General features: G+C 42.4%; 17 protein-coding genes. 7 read left to right on the top strand and 10 right to left on the bottom strand.

The window, feature by feature from the left end; genetic code table 11:
- The first annotated feature begins 110 nt into the window (after positions 1 to 110).
- The 5 genes from MNR06_RS09850 to MNR06_RS09830 all read left to right on the top strand — a co-directional run bounded on the left by MNR06_RS09850 (position 111) and on the right by MNR06_RS09830 (position 5,378).
- The gene (locus MNR06_RS09850; protein WP_243535548.1) at positions 111 to 1,331 is read left to right on the top strand and encodes a hypothetical protein; all 1,221 of its coding nucleotides are present in this window, start codon (positions 111 to 113) and stop codon (positions 1,329 to 1,331) included.
- A gap of 607 nt (positions 1,332 to 1,938) precedes the next feature.
- The gene (locus tag MNR06_RS09845; RefSeq protein WP_243535546.1) at positions 1,939 to 3,294 is read left to right on the top strand and encodes a radical SAM/SPASM domain-containing protein; all 1,356 of its coding nucleotides are present in this window, start codon (positions 1,939 to 1,941) and stop codon (positions 3,292 to 3,294) included.
- A complete protein-coding gene (locus tag MNR06_RS09840) occupies positions 3,291 to 4,454 on the top strand; it encodes a hypothetical protein (protein ID WP_243535544.1) in 1,164 nt (387 codons plus the stop codon). The genes MNR06_RS09845 and MNR06_RS09840 overlap by 4 nt, the downstream gene beginning before the upstream one ends.
- Positions 4,455 to 4,504: 50 nt before the next feature.
- A complete protein-coding gene (locus MNR06_RS09835; RefSeq protein ID WP_243535542.1) occupies positions 4,505 to 4,735 on the top strand; it encodes a hypothetical protein in 231 nt (76 codons plus the stop codon).
- 1 nt (position 4,736) lies between these two features.
- A complete protein-coding gene (locus tag MNR06_RS09830; protein ID WP_243535540.1) occupies positions 4,737 to 5,378 on the top strand; it encodes a hypothetical protein in 642 nt (213 codons plus the stop codon).
- Between the two features lie 73 nt (positions 5,379 to 5,451).
- Here MNR06_RS09830 and MNR06_RS09825 read toward each other — a convergent pair whose 3' ends face one another.
- The 3 genes from MNR06_RS09825 to MNR06_RS09815 all read right to left on the bottom strand — a co-directional run bounded on the left by MNR06_RS09825 (position 5,452) and on the right by MNR06_RS09815 (position 8,167).
- Complete coding sequence (locus MNR06_RS09825) at positions 5,452 to 6,504, bottom strand: porin (protein ID WP_243535538.1); 1,053 nt, start codon at positions 6,502 to 6,504, stop codon at positions 5,452 to 5,454.
- A gap of 105 nt (positions 6,505 to 6,609) precedes the next feature.
- Positions 6,610 to 6,948, bottom strand: a complete 339-nt coding sequence (locus MNR06_RS09820) for a rhodanese-like domain-containing protein (protein ID WP_243535536.1) — start codon at positions 6,946 to 6,948, stop codon at positions 6,610 to 6,612.
- Positions 6,938 to 8,167, bottom strand: a complete 1,230-nt coding sequence (locus MNR06_RS09815; RefSeq protein WP_243535534.1) for an MFS transporter — start codon at positions 8,165 to 8,167, stop codon at positions 6,938 to 6,940. The genes MNR06_RS09820 and MNR06_RS09815 overlap by 11 nt, the downstream gene beginning before the upstream one ends.
- Before the next feature lie 23 nt (positions 8,168 to 8,190).
- On the opposite strand from MNR06_RS09815, the gene MNR06_RS09810 reads away from it, so the two are divergent.
- A complete protein-coding gene (locus MNR06_RS09810) occupies positions 8,191 to 9,324 on the top strand; it encodes a hypothetical protein (RefSeq protein WP_243535532.1) in 1,134 nt (377 codons plus the stop codon).
- An 8-nt stretch (positions 9,325 to 9,332) separates the two neighbouring features.
- On the opposite strand, the gene MNR06_RS09805 is transcribed toward MNR06_RS09810, so the two are convergent.
- The 7 genes from MNR06_RS09805 to MNR06_RS09775 form a co-directional block, all read right to left on the bottom strand.
- Positions 9,333 to 9,617: a DUF167 domain-containing protein gene (locus MNR06_RS09805; protein WP_243535530.1), complete on the bottom strand. Its 285-nt coding sequence runs from the start codon at positions 9,615 to 9,617 to the stop codon at positions 9,333 to 9,335.
- Between the two features lie 11 nt (positions 9,618 to 9,628).
- Positions 9,629 to 10,165 (bottom strand): DivIVA domain-containing protein, encoded by a 537-nt coding sequence (locus tag MNR06_RS09800; protein WP_243535528.1) that lies wholly within the window; start codon positions 10,163 to 10,165, stop codon positions 9,629 to 9,631.
- Between the two features lie 60 nt (positions 10,166 to 10,225).
- Positions 10,226 to 11,053 carry a pyrroline-5-carboxylate reductase family protein gene (locus MNR06_RS09795; protein WP_243535526.1) on the bottom strand — a complete coding sequence of 276 codons (828 nt, stop codon included), beginning with the start codon at positions 11,051 to 11,053 and terminating at the stop codon, positions 10,226 to 10,228.
- A gap of 26 nt (positions 11,054 to 11,079) precedes the next feature.
- Positions 11,080 to 11,739: a YggS family pyridoxal phosphate-dependent enzyme gene (locus tag MNR06_RS09790; protein WP_243535523.1), complete on the bottom strand. Its 660-nt coding sequence runs from the start codon at positions 11,737 to 11,739 to the stop codon at positions 11,080 to 11,082.
- Positions 11,740 to 11,757: 18 nt separating this feature from the next.
- On the bottom strand, positions 11,758 to 12,081 hold the full coding sequence (locus MNR06_RS09785; RefSeq protein WP_243535521.1) for a hypothetical protein: 324 nt from the start codon (positions 12,079 to 12,081) through the stop codon (positions 11,758 to 11,760).
- A gap of 109 nt (positions 12,082 to 12,190) precedes the next feature.
- The gene (locus tag MNR06_RS09780) at positions 12,191 to 13,030 is read right to left on the bottom strand and encodes a S1 family peptidase (RefSeq protein WP_243535519.1); all 840 of its coding nucleotides are present in this window, start codon (positions 13,028 to 13,030) and stop codon (positions 12,191 to 12,193) included.
- A 122-nt stretch (positions 13,031 to 13,152) separates the two neighbouring features.
- Complete coding sequence (locus MNR06_RS09775; RefSeq protein ID WP_243535518.1) at positions 13,153 to 13,737, bottom strand: Maf family protein; 585 nt, start codon at positions 13,735 to 13,737, stop codon at positions 13,153 to 13,155.
- Positions 13,738 to 13,765: 28 nt separating this feature from the next.
- On the opposite strand from MNR06_RS09775, the gene MNR06_RS09770 reads away from it, so the two are divergent.
- Positions 13,766 to 14,671 (top strand): type II secretion system F family protein, encoded by a 906-nt coding sequence (locus MNR06_RS09770; RefSeq protein WP_243535516.1) that lies wholly within the window; start codon positions 13,766 to 13,768, stop codon positions 14,669 to 14,671.
- The last annotated feature ends 1 nt before the right edge of the window (position 14,672 follow it).

Raw genomic sequence — 14,672 nt, 5'->3', positions numbered from 1 at the left:
TTGGCTTAATGTCTTAATGGAATAGCGGTCTTAACGCTGCGTCCTGAAGGTCTCGGATCCGAGCATATTAAGGCTTTTCAAAGAAAGTGCGGACTGGGCACAATAAACATATGGCACTTTTAAGCTTAAAATTATTCGCAGCAGGTTTATTTCTTTCTCAATTCAGTCAGGCAGGAACTTTGCCCGATTATTCGCAACCAGAATTACTGGCACGTGCGCACTATAAAAGTACTTATCAGCTTCCGCCTTCAAGTTTCCTAAACAACACCTCGCCAGTTATTAATAACAAAGGGGAGGTGGCCTTTAAAGTTATGGCTGTCAACGGGACTACCGATCAGGCGTTATGGCTTAAAACCCAACACGATTCTGCAGGCAAAATTATTTATGTGGCCGCGAGTGATAAGTTTGTGACCGATCCTGGGATCAATGATTTGGGACAGGTGACCTACAGTCCCTTTAATGATGGTTTTAGTGACGGACTTTTTGTTTTCGATTCCCGCACAGCAAAAAGCGAAATGAAGGTGTCAGGTCCGGATAATAAGATATCTTATTTTGGTTTTGCACAAACCTTCACCGATGGAACAGCTGTTTTCAGAGGCCTGACTAGCGAAGGTGATCGCGGTTTTTATGAAATGACATCGTCATTATCAAATTTCGCGATGGAAGGAAAAACGTCTTTCGGTGTGGCAGCCTCTTACCTTTTTAGTCCGGCGATGAATGAAGCAAAACAGTGGGCCTTCAAAGTTCGTCACGGTGGTAATGGCGAGTGGGGGGATGACCGACCTGATCGTATTTATCTTCTGACCCCGGTTGCAAACGGGCATGATGTTCAAATCATTGCTGAAGATAATAAAGCAAATGCGGCTTCACCATTTTCGGGATTCGGTAACTCTTTAGGCTTAGCAAAAAATGGATTGGTTGTATTTGTCGGTCACGATCACCAAGGGAAAAAATCTTTGATTGTCTATGAAAGTGGCCAGTTAACAACGGTGGTCAGCGAAGGAAAAGGTGGAATTTCTGAGCTAGAATTGTTTGCGCCAAAAATAAATTCGTATGGAGTGATAGCCTTTCGTGCAAAGAACGAAAAAGGTTTGCGCGGAATTTATATCGCATCAAAGCAAGGCGTAAAGCGATTGATTGGCGAAGGCGACAGCATCCCTTCGGATTTAGGAGATGCAAACATTATTTCTGATCGAAATTTTCCGGGCTTTGCAGGAAATCTGGATCTAAATGAAAGTAACGAATTAGTTTTTGCTTGTGTGCTAATTGATAGCGCCGGCAAAAAAATATGGGGCGACGCTGTTTATAAGTTAGCTCCTAAAAAACCTTAGGATTTAGTTGCATATAAAATCTAATACTCTCGCTTCACCGGGCCGGCCTTTCAAAGGCCATTCAAGCGTTTTTAAGGATTTGTTGTTGAACGTGTAAGAAGTCCCGCTACCTTGCCAAACTAGTTTTGCTCCGGCTGCTTGATAATGAACTGAAACTTCTGACGAAGGGGCTCTAGGGCAATTGTTTTGAAAATAAACTTTGATTGCTAAGGCAGTGTTTATCGTCGAAACCGAAATACGTCGTATTAATAAACTTGTTTAAGTTAAGCCATTTTCAAATTCAACATGTTCGGTCCCAGTGATATTTTTTCTAAAACTCAGCTATCAGCCGGGCAGTTCTTTCTCAAATCCGGTGGGCGGGTTGTCCACCTTTGGGTTTCATAAGCTATTAATAACACTTAAGAATATTTCCCATGGATCTTCGGACAATTCGGACATCTAGAGTCCCCGATCGAAGACTCATTTTCCAAAAAAAAATCGTTTTGAAATCTCAAACCATTATAAATTCTATTTGAAGATTTTTTCCCGCGGTCCTGGAGTTGCAAACCTTATTTTCGGGGTTTTGAAAAACTAAAGGTTAGCTGAAACAAGATGTTTCGGGGGAAAGATGCGTTTAACTAGATATTCACTTTCGCAAGTTATTTTCGACCAAAATCTTCATACATATGTCGCACTTTTATTGAATACCAAAACAGGGATCCAAATCAGTTTGGATCTAGAATCCTATAAAGAACTTCAGGCCGGAAGCTTTGAATCATTGGCGCCAGAGGTTCTTAGCAATCTGGAACGTTACCAATTTCTTACTTCTGAAACTCCTGATCAGGAGTTGTTAAAAATTATCAGTGAAAATCAAGTTGAAGATAATAAAGAAGAAACGTTGTACGTGGTTTTGCAGCCTTCATCTTGGTGCCAGTTAGGTTGTGTGTATTGTGGGCAAGCTCACTCTAAAGAAGGCAAACTTGATAAGGACGCTATTTTATCTTTTATTCAGAACAAAATCCAAACTCATCAGCCCAAAGAGTTGGTTGTTTCCTGGTTTGGGGCTGAACCTTTAACAGCCGTTTCCCGCATTGTTGAAATTGGCAAAGAACTTAAATCCCTGTGTTTAGAAAAAGGCATTCGCTTTCGTTCGAAAGCCACGACAAATGGGGTTAATCTAAATCGTAAGAATATGGATCTGCTCATTGAGCATGCTAACTGTAATCAATATGAAATCACGTTAGATGGAACGGCGGAGTTTCATGATCAACGACGTTTTACTAAATACAAAGGCCCTAGCTTCGACGTCATCTATAAGAATTTGAAAGATTTGCTGTCTGAAGAAAAGCCAACAGCTAAATTTATCATTCGCTGCAATGTCGATAATGAAAATAGAGAAGGCGTTCTGCCTTTGATTAAAAAATTGCACAGTGATGGCTTGCATAAAAAAATCTGGCACTTCTATATGATCCCGGTTCATTCATGGGGTAATGACGCCCACACAAGATCTTCTTCTTTAAAAGAATTCGCTGACTGGGAACTGGGGATTTTGATGGAAATGATTCAGTTGGGATTTCCGTCAAATCTAATTCCAAAAAGAAAAAAACAGCTTTGTCTTGCGTCTTCAAAAAGTGGGTACCTGGTGGACCCTTCTGGTGAAGTCTTTGGTTGTACGGAAGTTTCCCTTGTACCAAGTTATGAAGTCGCTGGAAAAAACATTCACAGCCTTGGGAATATTAAGGATGAAGGCGCTGGAATTATTCCGAATCTAAATAAATTCAGTCATTTTTATGACGAAGTCATTGCTGGTGATTATGGATGCAAAGAATGCTTCCTGCTTCCACTTTGTGGTGGACGTTGTCCAAAAGAATGGGCCGAAGGCAGGGCCGCTTGTCCTTCTCTAAAAATGAACATTCAGGAAAGAATGTTGCTGCAGTATTTGCAGTCCAAAAAATACTTCCCGAAAAAAGAGGCGGCCGTATGAAGACCGCCCAATTGACGAATACGTTCTTTGTTCCAAATAAAGACTATATTAATCTTGTTTCCTACACGACATGGATTCAGAAGCTGCAATGTGGCTTGGATCAATTCGAGTTTATCTTTAGACAGAAAAATTATTACCTTTCAGATGCAGACCTAGAGTTCTTCTTTTCATTAGGAAACAACCTTTCGCTTTTGCTTTTTCACCACGGAAAAAAGGATCTATCGCGCGCGCTTTGTCTTGGTATTTTGCGTTCCTTTTCTGCCAGACACTGTACTGATGGCAGAGCGTCTGCCTTGGCTTTGCAATCTTATGTGAATTTGGTTCGTCAGGGCCGGCATGAAAAACAGCTGGTGGCTTCTGAAATTGAAGCTACCATCGGGGCAGTGATTAACGGTTATAAAGAGCTGCCGCTTTTTGATTCAGTTTATGATTTATCAAAACTGACTGATCAAGAAGCGTATAAAACCTTTTTGCGGTCTTTGCGGGTCGATCTTTTAAAAACTTTGCTGAATGAATCCACCTATAAAGTTAACAGCGAAGTTTGGAACTGGGTTGCGAAAAAAGAGGACGCATTACTTTCAGAATTTTACATCATCCAAGATCAAAAAAAGGGCTGTTATGAAAGTGCCCTAGAAAAAAGTTTGCTGATGTCGCAAAAATCACAAGGTCTTGTTCTGCATGCAGCAATGCTAAGAATGGCGACGATTCTAAAGGCCGATGGGTTTGATGAAGAGGCTGAAAGTATTGTGACAAAATTGCTTTCATACTATGTGCACACTGCTGAAATTACTGCTCAGAATTTTGAATTTGCACTTTTATTAAATCAATACGTATTAGATTCAACCAGCTTAGATTTGGTTTATGAGCTAACCAATAAGAATTTTAAGTTTGCAGAGACTGAAAAAAATGAAGTGGGAATGCTTACGACTCTGCAAATTTTTAATGCGGCAAATTTTGGTGATCTTGATTCTAAGACTTTATTACTACAATTAAGAAATCGCACAGGCTATCAAAACTTCCGAGATGCGAAGGCGCCAAATTCTATTAACACATTTCAATTAGAATCAATGATGGAACATTTCTTGGAGCTTATTCCAGCGTTGCTGCAAAAGCTGCAACCTCAGTTTCAAGAAACCGAAAGTTCGATGCTTACTTTTTAAAAACAAATTTATTCAGGAAATTAATTCTGGATAAAAACACAGGAGGAACCATGAACAACAACGAAAACTCGCGTAAGGATACAATGAAAAAATTGGCTTTATCTGCGGCCATGATGAATGTGTTGCTTGCCTCAAACGTTTCGGTAGCAGCGGCTAAACCCGTCATAGCAACCGAAGAAGATAAACAAGTTTCATTTGAAGTAACTAGCACTGCAGGCGCCCAAGAAGTTGAATGGTTCGACTCGGGTTGTGTCAGCAACAGCGGTTGCGGAGCAACTTAGTATGAAACCAGTAATTGCTAGCACCCTTCTATCTTTGTTGGTTGGAGTTAGCACTGCTTGCGCTGGGACTTCGGGAAAACTGGCTAAGGATGTCACGAATCTAAACGACCTGAATCATAATGGCGTTGCCGAAATTCAAAACGGCAGCGTAAAAGGTTCAGCTAAAATTCGTGGGCGCTTAATTGCAAAGGATGTGCAGTTTGCAAAATCCTTAGACGTTAATGGTCGTGTTGAACTTGATAAGTCTCAAGTTGCTGAATCATTAAATGTCGATGGTCGCGCCACTTTGAAGGATTCTTCGGTGAGAGGTGAAAGTTATTTCCGCGGTGTCGCTATCTTAGAGCAAAGTCATTTGCAGGGTGCGGTGACGATTCGTGGAGATCAAGGTTCTAGCCTTCGCAACGTGACTTTGGATTCGTCTTTAAACTTTTTAGGGAACGAACTAGAGATTACGGGGAAGTCTTCTGTCAAGAAGATCGCAGTTGATCCAAGTCCTGAACATCCCCTTGGACCTATCATTCGATTGGGTGCTGATGTGACAGTGGATGGAGATATCGAATTCCGTTCTGCCCCAGGAAGGGTTTACGTTTCACCAACGACTGTTATCCGCGGCAAGGTTATTAAGGGCGAGGTCCTTCGCTAACAAGACTTCAAAAAAAGAAAAGGGGCAGCACTTAAAGTGTTGCCCCTTTTTTTATATGTGTCGTTCGATTCAATTACTTTAGGAAATCAGCCATCAAACGAGCGCCAACAAGGACTTCTTGTTTGATAATGTCGTCGCCTGTTTCTGGTTGCAACGTCACTTGATTCGCAGCTACGTGATAACGGAAGTTCGTGTCTGTGTATGGTTTATACTCAAGTACCAAACCCATGCCCATGAACTTGTTAGTTTGGGTTCCTGCGATTTCAAGTTTTTCTTCGGAACTGGTAAGTTCAATGCGTGGAACCCATTGTTCCCAGCCAGAGTATCCAATTTTAGCTACGATTGAGTTTAAAGCGTCTTTAGTGTCGCCCGCATCAGAGTTTCTTTCAGTCATTAGGTAATCAACAGTTACACTGACTGGTTGTGAATTCCACATCGCGCCCACGGCGATGAAGCTGTGTTTATCGTCAGTAACACTCGCATTCATCATGTGATAGCTTAAATTGAACATAAGTGCTTTATCCATGAAGGCACCCTTCCAAATCGCGCCCACCATGGATGTGTTCTGAGAAAGAGGAGTTGTTGCTTCTTGGTTTGTCTCGTTAGTCGCTAAGATATGCAAAGTTTGGGTTTGGTCAGCAAAAGAGAAAGTCCCTTTAACACCAGTCATATATAATAGATTGGTAGTTCCTAGGTTTTGACCAGCCAACGCTCCAGCAGGGCCCGTGCGAGTGTAGAATTCAGAAGTTAGGTATAAATCTGCACCACTTGTCGCGCCTTCAAAGCCGCCAAATTCAGTATTAAATTTACCGGCGCTTAAAGTGAACATGTCGTTCATTTTGTGCGAAAGATAAGCGTACTCTAATGATCTTTGGGTAGAATCCGTGTTAAGTTGAGTCGTTGATTTATTAAACGCCCAACGCACACGCATAGATAAATCTTCAACAACTTTCGTTTGGAAATCCAAGCGTCCTGTTTTTAGGTAAAATTTCGAATAGCTAGGTGTAGCTACTTCGTCATTATATGTAACGCCAGAATAATCCGCGCGCATATCTAAGTTGATTGTTCCAGCTTGAGCTGTTGCTGCAAGCGCAGTTGCAATTGCTGTGATGAAAAACCTTTTCATTGTACATTCCTTTTCTTAAAAGTTTTTTTCTGGATGAAATAAGTATTGTACAAGCACTTGGTAGAGCCAATTAAGGTTTGGTTGTTTTGTCAAAGTCCTGTTATTTTATTGTTGCCGCTCTGTCAGGATCTTTGCGTATCCGCCATCAACATAAAACGCGTTGGTGTAGCCAGCTGCTTCAAGACCTTCAATTACCTTGGGTGATTGGGTCCCATCTTTATCAATAACTACAACCGCGAAATGCATTGGCAATTTTTTTTCGTTAATAGCTGCGACAACCTCGTGTGGTTGCAACACCACCTTAATATTATCTACATGCATATTTACTAAACTATTAAACCACGATTTGAAATCGAGCTCTTCATTTAGCATGACCAGAATCATGGGAATTCGATTTTGCAAAAGATTATTGAACTGAAAATATCCAATAGAATTAAACGCCATTTTGCTCTGCTCTTCCGTGTTCTGGGATGTGATTGTAAATATTAATAACGAGGGCTAACCCTGCAGCTGCCAACAACCCTGACACCCAAAAAGGGGCAGTCATTGCAACGTAGCCGTACAAAGCGCCGCCAATGGCGGGACCGATGATTCTTCCTAATGAAGCCATGCTTTGAGTAACACCCATTGCGGCCCCTTGTTCTTTCGAATCAGACAGCAAACTGATGCTGCCTAAGATGGATGGATTTGAAAGGCCATTTCCTAACGACAAAAGCGTCATTGCTAAAGCCATCATCGGAATATTTACCGAAACTGCAATGCACGTGAGTCCTGCAGCAAAAAGAGCCAACCCCAGTCTTAAAACTTTGCGTTCACCCCATTTTGGCAAGAGCCTGCGAACTAAAAAACCTTGGGTGAAAACGATGATGATCCCGATATAAGCAAATCCAAAGCTGACTTGTTTGATATCCCATCCGAACTTTTCACCCATAAATAGAATCAAAGTTGCTTCCATTGAAGACATCGCAAGCGAGGTCAGCAAAAACACGGACATCAATGTGCCCACGGTTTTTACGTTTAGATAGTGCCACATCACAGAGAAACGTTTTTTCTTTTCAGCCGATTCACTTTTTTCAGTTAAAGATTCAGTTAGAAACTTTAAACCAAAAAGGAAGTTCGCAAGGCACAATCCTGCAACCCAGTATGCTGCAAACGAAGTGTCAAAGTGTGGTTCTGCATTGATGGCATGCCCCCATACGGCAAGGCCACCACCAAGGGCAGGACCGAAAACGAATCCTAAGCCGAAAGCAGCGCCGATAAGGGCCATGCCTTTGGACCGTTCATGTTTTGGAGTGATGTCAGAAATGTAGGCTGATGCGGTGGAAAGACTGGCACCAAAAAATCCTGCTAAGATGCGCGCGATGAAAAGCCATTCTAATGTGCGAGCTTGGGCAAAGATAATGTAAGAGATTGCTTCACCGACAAGACAGAACAGCAAAATGGGACGTCGTCCAACGCGATCACTAAGGCGTCCCCAAAAAGGAGAAAATAGAAACTGCATTAACGAGTACACAGAAAGCAACAGACCCGTTTGTAGCGCCGTTGCGCCAAAATTGCGGCTAAGAAGGGGAATGATTGGAATTACGACCCCAAAACCTACAAGATAAAGAAAGACGGTGAAAAAGATGATAGCCAGGCGCGATTTGTTTGATGTGGAAGTCATAGAGTTGTTAATATTAGGAAGTTATGAAAATAGCAAATAATCTTCAGCCTTGTAAGCTTCTCATTTTAGGTCTTTTTTTAAGTTCTAGCCCAGTTCTCGCTCTTGATAACTACAAAGAGTTTAAGCGCGACACGTGGGAGTTTGAAGCCTCGACTCAGTACTTCAGCTCCCAAGCCAATTATTCTTCTGGTGGCGAGAATCAAACCCTTTCAAGCGGGAATAGTTATCAACTACTTGATTTCACTTTTGCGACTCGTTATGTGCCGAAAAGTCGCTGGTCTATGTTTGCTTGGGCCAATGTTGGAAACTCTGAAAGTAAAAACAGCGTGGCTACTCGTACAAATAGTTCCTTAAACGAAGGGGCTGCAGGGGTTGATTTTTTACTTTATGATGAAAAGTTTCAGTTGATACCAGAATTTGTCGCGCTGATGCCTTTTGAAACCATAGATCCTCTTTCTGATGCCGTTGCTAATTCCGAAGGTGTGGTTCAAGTTAGATCTCGTTTGATCGCGCAAAAGAACTTTAATGCTTTTAAGGGTTACGGCTGGCTGGGTTTTACTTATCGCAGTGACGGGCGTTCATTTCTGATGCCTTGGGGAGTGGGTGCTCAGTTCGGCAACGGTAAAATGAAATGGGGCGCTGAAATTTTCGGCTATCAAAGTGTATCTGAAGATTCCAATGCCACGGATTCTGCCGTGCGCACGGCTTATATCAATGCTGTGAATGCCGGTTCATTCAAGTTTTACTCTCCGAACCCTTCGTTGATTGATACTTTGGGATATGCGACGTGGGCGCTATCAGAAAAATGGACTTTGCAAGCTAACGGGGGCGTGACTTTAACAGGAGCGAACTCTGCAGCAGGTTTTCATGTTGGCGGATTCATTCGATATACTTTTGATATGACGGATGGCTATGTTCAAGAGCCAGAGCGTATCGATGGCGATTTAAGTTCGGAAAAGAAGGTTCAAGAATTTAAAGAAAACACCTCTGATGAAATTGATCAAAGTCTTTTTGAAGCTCGTCCTACAAAACGACCGCGCAAAAAGAAGCCGCAGATCAGTGACGAAGAGCTGCAACAGCGCGAATTGCAACAGCAACTTGATAACACTGAATTTGAAGTGGAATTAAAATCAAATAAGAAAAAGAATCGTCCTTAAGATTTTTTTTACGGACATTTAAAAAGAGCTCTGGCCTGGGGCTCTTCCAAACCTTGAATTTCTATGACTTTATGTCTTCCCGTTTCGCCTTTAATTAAGGTGATATTTCTTTTTGCGACCTTTGCTAATTTAGAAAGAAATTCGATCAGGGCCTCGTTGGCCTGTCCGTCGACGGGTGGGGCGGTGATTTTAATTTTTATTTCTTCGTTGTGGGGACCGACGACTTCATTTTTAGAGGATTTGGGCTGAATAAAAAGGTGGAGCCGAACTCCACCTTCTATTTTTTCAATCATGATTAGGAAAACTACTCTGCTGAAAGCGGAGAAATATTCGCTGAGCGACCTTGGCCATTTCCGTTCTGAATGTTGTGATTCGGAAGTTGAGCTTGTGGCATGTACTTTTCGCCCTGCTCAAGCAAAGACAAATGCGCTTGGGCCAAAGCTTTTAAGTTCGCTTCAAACTGCATTCTTACGCGCTTAAGATCAGTGACCTCTTGATACATCTTCTTCAGTGAATCCCGAGAATCACGAGTGATGATTTCTGATTTTTGTTGGGCATCAGCAATAATAAGTTTTGCCTCACGCTCTGCATCTTGGCGAAGTCTTTCAGCCATTTGAGTTGCGGTTGCAATTGTTTCTTTTAAAACTTGGTCGCGATCTTTGTATTCAAGAAGGGAAAGTTCTTTTTCGCGAATGCTTTCTTTTAAGGAATTGCGTTCTTGAATTAGAGATTCCATTTGTGCTGCAACTTGCTGAAGGAAATCCATAACCTCATCAGCATCTAGTCCCATCATCTTTTTACCAAAAGACTTATGCGCGATATCGATAGGAGTAATTCTCATCTTGTTCCTCCATGAACATTATGGATTAAGGATAAAGGCCGAGTCTGTACCAGGGCAAGGTTATTTGATTTCTCTAGCCATTTCTTTGTTTCTCATCGCAGCCTTTTCAAAGCTAATGCGAAGAGCGCGTTCGATCTCTAGTTCCCTCATAGACTGAAGTCCAGCAGCGGTCACACCTTTTTTCGATGTCACTCGGGCTTGCAGATCTTCAACGCCTTCGCGGGCTTGTGCTGCAAGTAAAGATGCGCCAACAAAAGTTTCAATGGTCATCACGCGGGCTTCTTCCACTGAAAAACCGTGCTCTTCAATCCAATCCTGCCAATACATCATCATTTCAAAAACAAATCCCGTTCCACTAGAACAAGAAATCATCAAGGCTTCAAACTGATCTTCATCAGTGACTTTGATAATTCTGCCAAGCGGGGCAAACAAGTCTTCAACGGTACTTTCTAAAGCGTTGTCTTCGTCGTCATTTAGCAAGTATCCAATCACTCCGCGACCGATCAGCGAGGGAGTGTTTGGCATGACACGGGCAAGGCGGGCCCCTTGAATATATCTTTCTAGCTTTTCCATGCGAATGCCCGCAGCCACACTGACGACAATCTTGTGTTCGTCAAAAGCGCGGGTCACTGGTTCTAAAGCAAGCAATAGATCTTGAGGTTTTACTGCCAGGATAATGATATCGCATTTATCAATAAGCTCTTCATTGCTTCCAAGAGCGTTAATTTGATAGGTCTCAACTAGTTTTTGTAGCTTTCCTTGGGATCGATTCGTTGCAAAAATATTTTTTGCAGAAATGCCCCCTTCGATAAGTCCTTTGATCATTGCCTGCGCCATGTTGCCAGCGCCTAAAAAACCGATTTTTTGTGATTTCAAATAGGGGTTCATTTTACTCCCAGAGCTGTAGCTTAATCCTACATTTTAGGGGGACGTTCGCCAAACAAAATAGTCCCAAGACGCACAATGGTTGCTCCTTCAGCAACTGCCACTTGATAGTCATGGCTCGTGCCCATTGACAGCTCTGTCAGTGGGTGAATGGACTGGTTGGTTTGCGCACGTAAGATCTGCAGCAAATCGCTGAGTTCCCTAAAGTAAGGACGGACTTCATCGGGGGTTTCGGTTAATGGGGGCATGGTCATCAAACCAAAAATATGAATTTGGGGTAAAAGAACAAGCTCTGGCCAATCTTTTATTAGCTGGTCTTTATCAAAACCAGATTTGGTTTCTTCTTTAGCTAGATTCACTTGGATTAAAATATTTTGATCCACGTTCTTTTTCTGGCATTGCTGACTGATGGCTTTGGCAAGATCCAAAGAATCAACAGAATGGATAAGGCTGAATTTGCCAGCAACGTACTTAGCTTTATTTTTTTGAAGATGGCCGATCAAGTGCCAGGCGATATCTGGAAGGTCAGAAAGAGCCTCCATTTTGTCTAAGGCCTCTTGCACATAGTTTTCACCAAAATGCCGTTGGCCCTGTTGATAGAGGCTGCGAATTTTTTCGGCTGGTTGCAGTTTGGAAACTGCTAAGACCTGGCCCGGGGAGCATTGCTTTTGAATATCCGCTAAATTCATGCCCCCATGCTAACAGAACTAAAATGGAAGGTCGATAAATTGTGGCGCTTCAGCATTAAGTAATTTTGCATATTCAAGGATGAATTGTTTGTGAGCTGATACAGAAGTGAATTCACCGAAGTGTCTGCAATTTTCAGAATCTAAAGTGGGTCCACGGGTTGCACCGACTAAGACAAGTCCTTGAGTGCTTTCAATGTATGCGGGTCCGCCAGAATCACCTGCACATGCACCGCCATTTTTTTGGTCGATAGTAAGAATTCCATTTTCAGTTTTTGCTAGCGGAGAATACACAGCATCTAATCCCGTTCCCATCTCTGGTGGATCAGACAATTCGTTGGTCATTCCATAACCAGCAAGTAATAAGTTCTGGCCAGAAGGTAACAGGCTCTAAATTGAATGTCTTAACAAAACTTTTCGATAATAATTTTGTAAGTTTCAAGAAGTAAAATTTTTAAAGACCTACAAAGACAGGAAGTTCAGCCCCATCAATGTGAGCTGTATCCAAAATAAATTTTTTAAATTTAGAAGCAAAAGTGTATTCCCCAAAATGGCGGCAGTCATTTGCTCTGCCGTGGGCACCACGAGTGATTCCGACGACGATCAATCCCTTTGAAGTTTCAAGAAAAGCTGGGCCACCGGAATCGCCGTTGCATGCACCTTTTGCTGATGTTTGGTCTGTCACAAGAATAGTATCAACTGTCTTAGCCAACGGGACTCGTACGTAATTCATACCCGTAGCATAAACTCGCGGCTTTAAATCATAAGTTAAGCCAAAACCTGCCAAAAGAAGTTCTTGGCCATCGTTAAGAGTTAATCCTTCTTCTAGAATAGGAGCGGGTTGGGCGGACTCAGGGGCGAACTCTGCTAATTTAATCAAGGCGACGTCATTTAAAGCAGAAATGGGAAAGCCGTTGTCATCATATATGGTCTTGTATTTGCCGTGCAAAACGAACGACTCAACTTCGCGAAGCGTGCCTTCTTCCATGGTCTTTGGAATGTTTGTACCAAAACTTACAATGATCTGTTGTTCGGCCGTCGTCGCAAAACAGTGTTGCGCGGATAAAACAAGATTTTTAGAAATTAAAATCCCGGTGCAAAAAGGCGTTAGGTTGCCATCAATATTCACCAGTAAAGAAACTGTAGAAGCCGTTACAGCATCAGTTTCGGTCGCGGCCTTTCCACCAATGATAGATGCATTACCATATTCAATTCCTAGATTGTTTTGTGAAGTATTTGGTTCTGCGCAAGCAGCAAGAATCAATAAAGCTAAAGCTAAGAACGCTTTTTTCACTCAGCACCTCGGGTAAATAATCCACGGGCACTTTACCAAAGATCGTGAAAAAAATCCCAAGTACTTTAGAGTGTCGAACTTCTAGACAGCATTTTTTACCTGACTATCAAGAAACTAAACACTTACGATTCTGCGATTTCGGCGATCAATTTTTTTACTAAACTCACGGGTAATCCGACGACATTGTCGAAAGGGCCAATATAACGCTCAACGAACTTACCGCCCAGGCCTTGAATGCCGTAAGCACCGGCCTTATCCATGGGCTCACCACTATCAATGTAGGTCCAGATTTCATCGTCGGTTAAGTTTTTAAAATAAATTTCCGTTGTCTCAGATTGAGACACTTCCCTCTGGGTTTTGCTATCGATAAGGCAGACGGCCGTGATGACATCATGCTTTTTCCCAGACAATAGTCGTAAAATCCGGTAAGCATCGTCGCGATCCTGAGGTTTGCCTAAGGGGCCCCCGCCAAAAATCACTTCAGTATCGGCAGATAAAACCAAAAACTCGGAGCTTCGACTGGACTTAAGTTGGTCAAATGCCGCCCTCGCTTTACGTCTAGCAATGTCTAAAATCTGCTCGCTCACATTCAGGTTTTTATTAGGAATTTCCGATACTTTAACTGGAACCACGTCAAAGTTGTAACCGGCTTCTTTTAGAAGTTCACGACGGCGTGGAGACTCTGATGCCAAAACAAGTGGTTTCATGGGTTTACTTGAACACAAAGAGGCGTAGATGGGAAGCGCAGAATTAATGCTCATACTAGGATTGCTGCTCGCAGGAGTGGCGGTATTCCTATTTGTGAATTCCATCTTTGCAAGTAACGCCGGTAAACAACAGCTTTCATGGGCGAATAACGATGAGCCTGTGAAATCTAAAAATGCCATCGTGAATTTTTCACGTCCACTAGTTCACCAATTCACATTGCAGCATGCTCTGCGTATTCGCAATGAAGGTTATCGCAAAAGAGTTCGTAAATACATTCTGACTTCCGGTCTTTCGCGGGAATTGAATGAAGATGAATTCATTGGTTTGCAACTGCTGTGGGGCGTGATGTTCCCGGTGTTCTTGTTGATTATGAATTTCTCGCTGCAATTGGGTCTGCCGCCAGCGATGGTGTTAGGTATGGGCTTGATTGGTTTTTATCTTCCGCAAATCCATGCGAAGGGTGAAAAGAAGCGCCGTGAACTTTCTGTGCGTGGAGATCTGCCATTCTTTATTGATCTTTTAGCTTTATCAGTTGAAGCCGGCTTGGATTTCTTTTCTGCGATTCAAAAGATTGTGGATAAAGCGCAAAACACAGACAGTGTTCTGGCTGATGAGTTAGGAACAGTTTTAAAAGATATTAAAATCGGTGCTTCTAAATCACAGGCTTTGAAAGACATGGCTGAAAGACTTGATATGAATGAAATCACCAGCTTTGTCGCCGTCCTAGTGGATGCCGAAGCAACGGGTGCAAGTATTTCTCAAGTCTTAAAAGACCAATCCGTACAAATGCGCTTAGAGCGTTTCGTACGTGCGGAAAAAGCTGGTGCCAGAGCATCGCAAACAATTTTGATTCCATTGATGATTTTTATTTTACCAGCGGTGTTTATCATCGTTTTCGGACCGGTTGCCGTGTCCTTTATGTACGGGAAATAGA

This window comes from Bdellovibrio reynosensis, from assembly GCF_022814725.1.
GTDB lineage: Bacteria > Bdellovibrionota > Bdellovibrionia > Bdellovibrionales > Bdellovibrionaceae > Bdellovibrio > Bdellovibrio reynosensis.
The sequence above is the reverse complement of the archived record's forward strand: the minus strand, read 5'-3'. Positions and strand labels throughout refer to the sequence as shown.

Bases quoted from the DNA above. Each gene is read 5' to 3' on its own strand.
- MNR06_RS09850 (WP_243535548.1), top strand. From the start codon at position 111: ATGGCACTTTTAAGCTTAAAATTATTCGCAGCAGGTTTATTTCTTTCT.
- MNR06_RS09845 (WP_243535546.1), top strand. From the start codon at position 1,939: ATGCGTTTAACTAGATATTCACTTTCGCAAGTTATTTTCGACCAAAAT.
- MNR06_RS09840 (WP_243535544.1), top strand. From the start codon at position 3,291: ATGAAGACCGCCCAATTGACGAATACGTTCTTTGTTCCAAATAAAGAC.
- MNR06_RS09835 (WP_243535542.1), top strand. From the start codon at position 4,505: ATGAACAACAACGAAAACTCGCGTAAGGATACAATGAAAAAATTGGCT.
- MNR06_RS09830 (WP_243535540.1), top strand. From the start codon at position 4,737: ATGAAACCAGTAATTGCTAGCACCCTTCTATCTTTGTTGGTTGGAGTT.
- MNR06_RS09825 (WP_243535538.1), bottom strand. From the start codon at position 6,504: ATGAAAAGGTTTTTCATCACAGCAATTGCAACTGCGCTTGCAGCAACA.
- MNR06_RS09820 (WP_243535536.1), bottom strand. From the start codon at position 6,948: ATGGCGTTTAATTCTATTGGATATTTTCAGTTCAATAATCTTTTGCAA.
- MNR06_RS09815 (WP_243535534.1), bottom strand. From the start codon at position 8,167: ATGACTTCCACATCAAACAAATCGCGCCTGGCTATCATCTTTTTCACC.
- MNR06_RS09810 (WP_243535532.1), top strand. From the start codon at position 8,191: ATGAAAATAGCAAATAATCTTCAGCCTTGTAAGCTTCTCATTTTAGGT.
- MNR06_RS09805 (WP_243535530.1), bottom strand. From the start codon at position 9,617: ATGATTGAAAAAATAGAAGGTGGAGTTCGGCTCCACCTTTTTATTCAG.
- MNR06_RS09800 (WP_243535528.1), bottom strand. From the start codon at position 10,165: ATGAGAATTACTCCTATCGATATCGCGCATAAGTCTTTTGGTAAAAAG.
- MNR06_RS09795 (WP_243535526.1), bottom strand. From the start codon at position 11,053: ATGAACCCCTATTTGAAATCACAAAAAATCGGTTTTTTAGGCGCTGGC.
- MNR06_RS09790 (WP_243535523.1), bottom strand. From the start codon at position 11,739: ATGAATTTAGCGGATATTCAAAAGCAATGCTCCCCGGGCCAGGTCTTA.
- MNR06_RS09785 (WP_243535521.1), bottom strand. From the start codon at position 12,081: ATGACCAACGAATTGTCTGATCCACCAGAGATGGGAACGGGATTAGAT.
- MNR06_RS09775 (WP_243535518.1), bottom strand. From the start codon at position 13,737: ATGAAACCACTTGTTTTGGCATCAGAGTCTCCACGCCGTCGTGAACTT.
- MNR06_RS09770 (WP_243535516.1), top strand. From the start codon at position 13,766: ATGGGAAGCGCAGAATTAATGCTCATACTAGGATTGCTGCTCGCAGGA.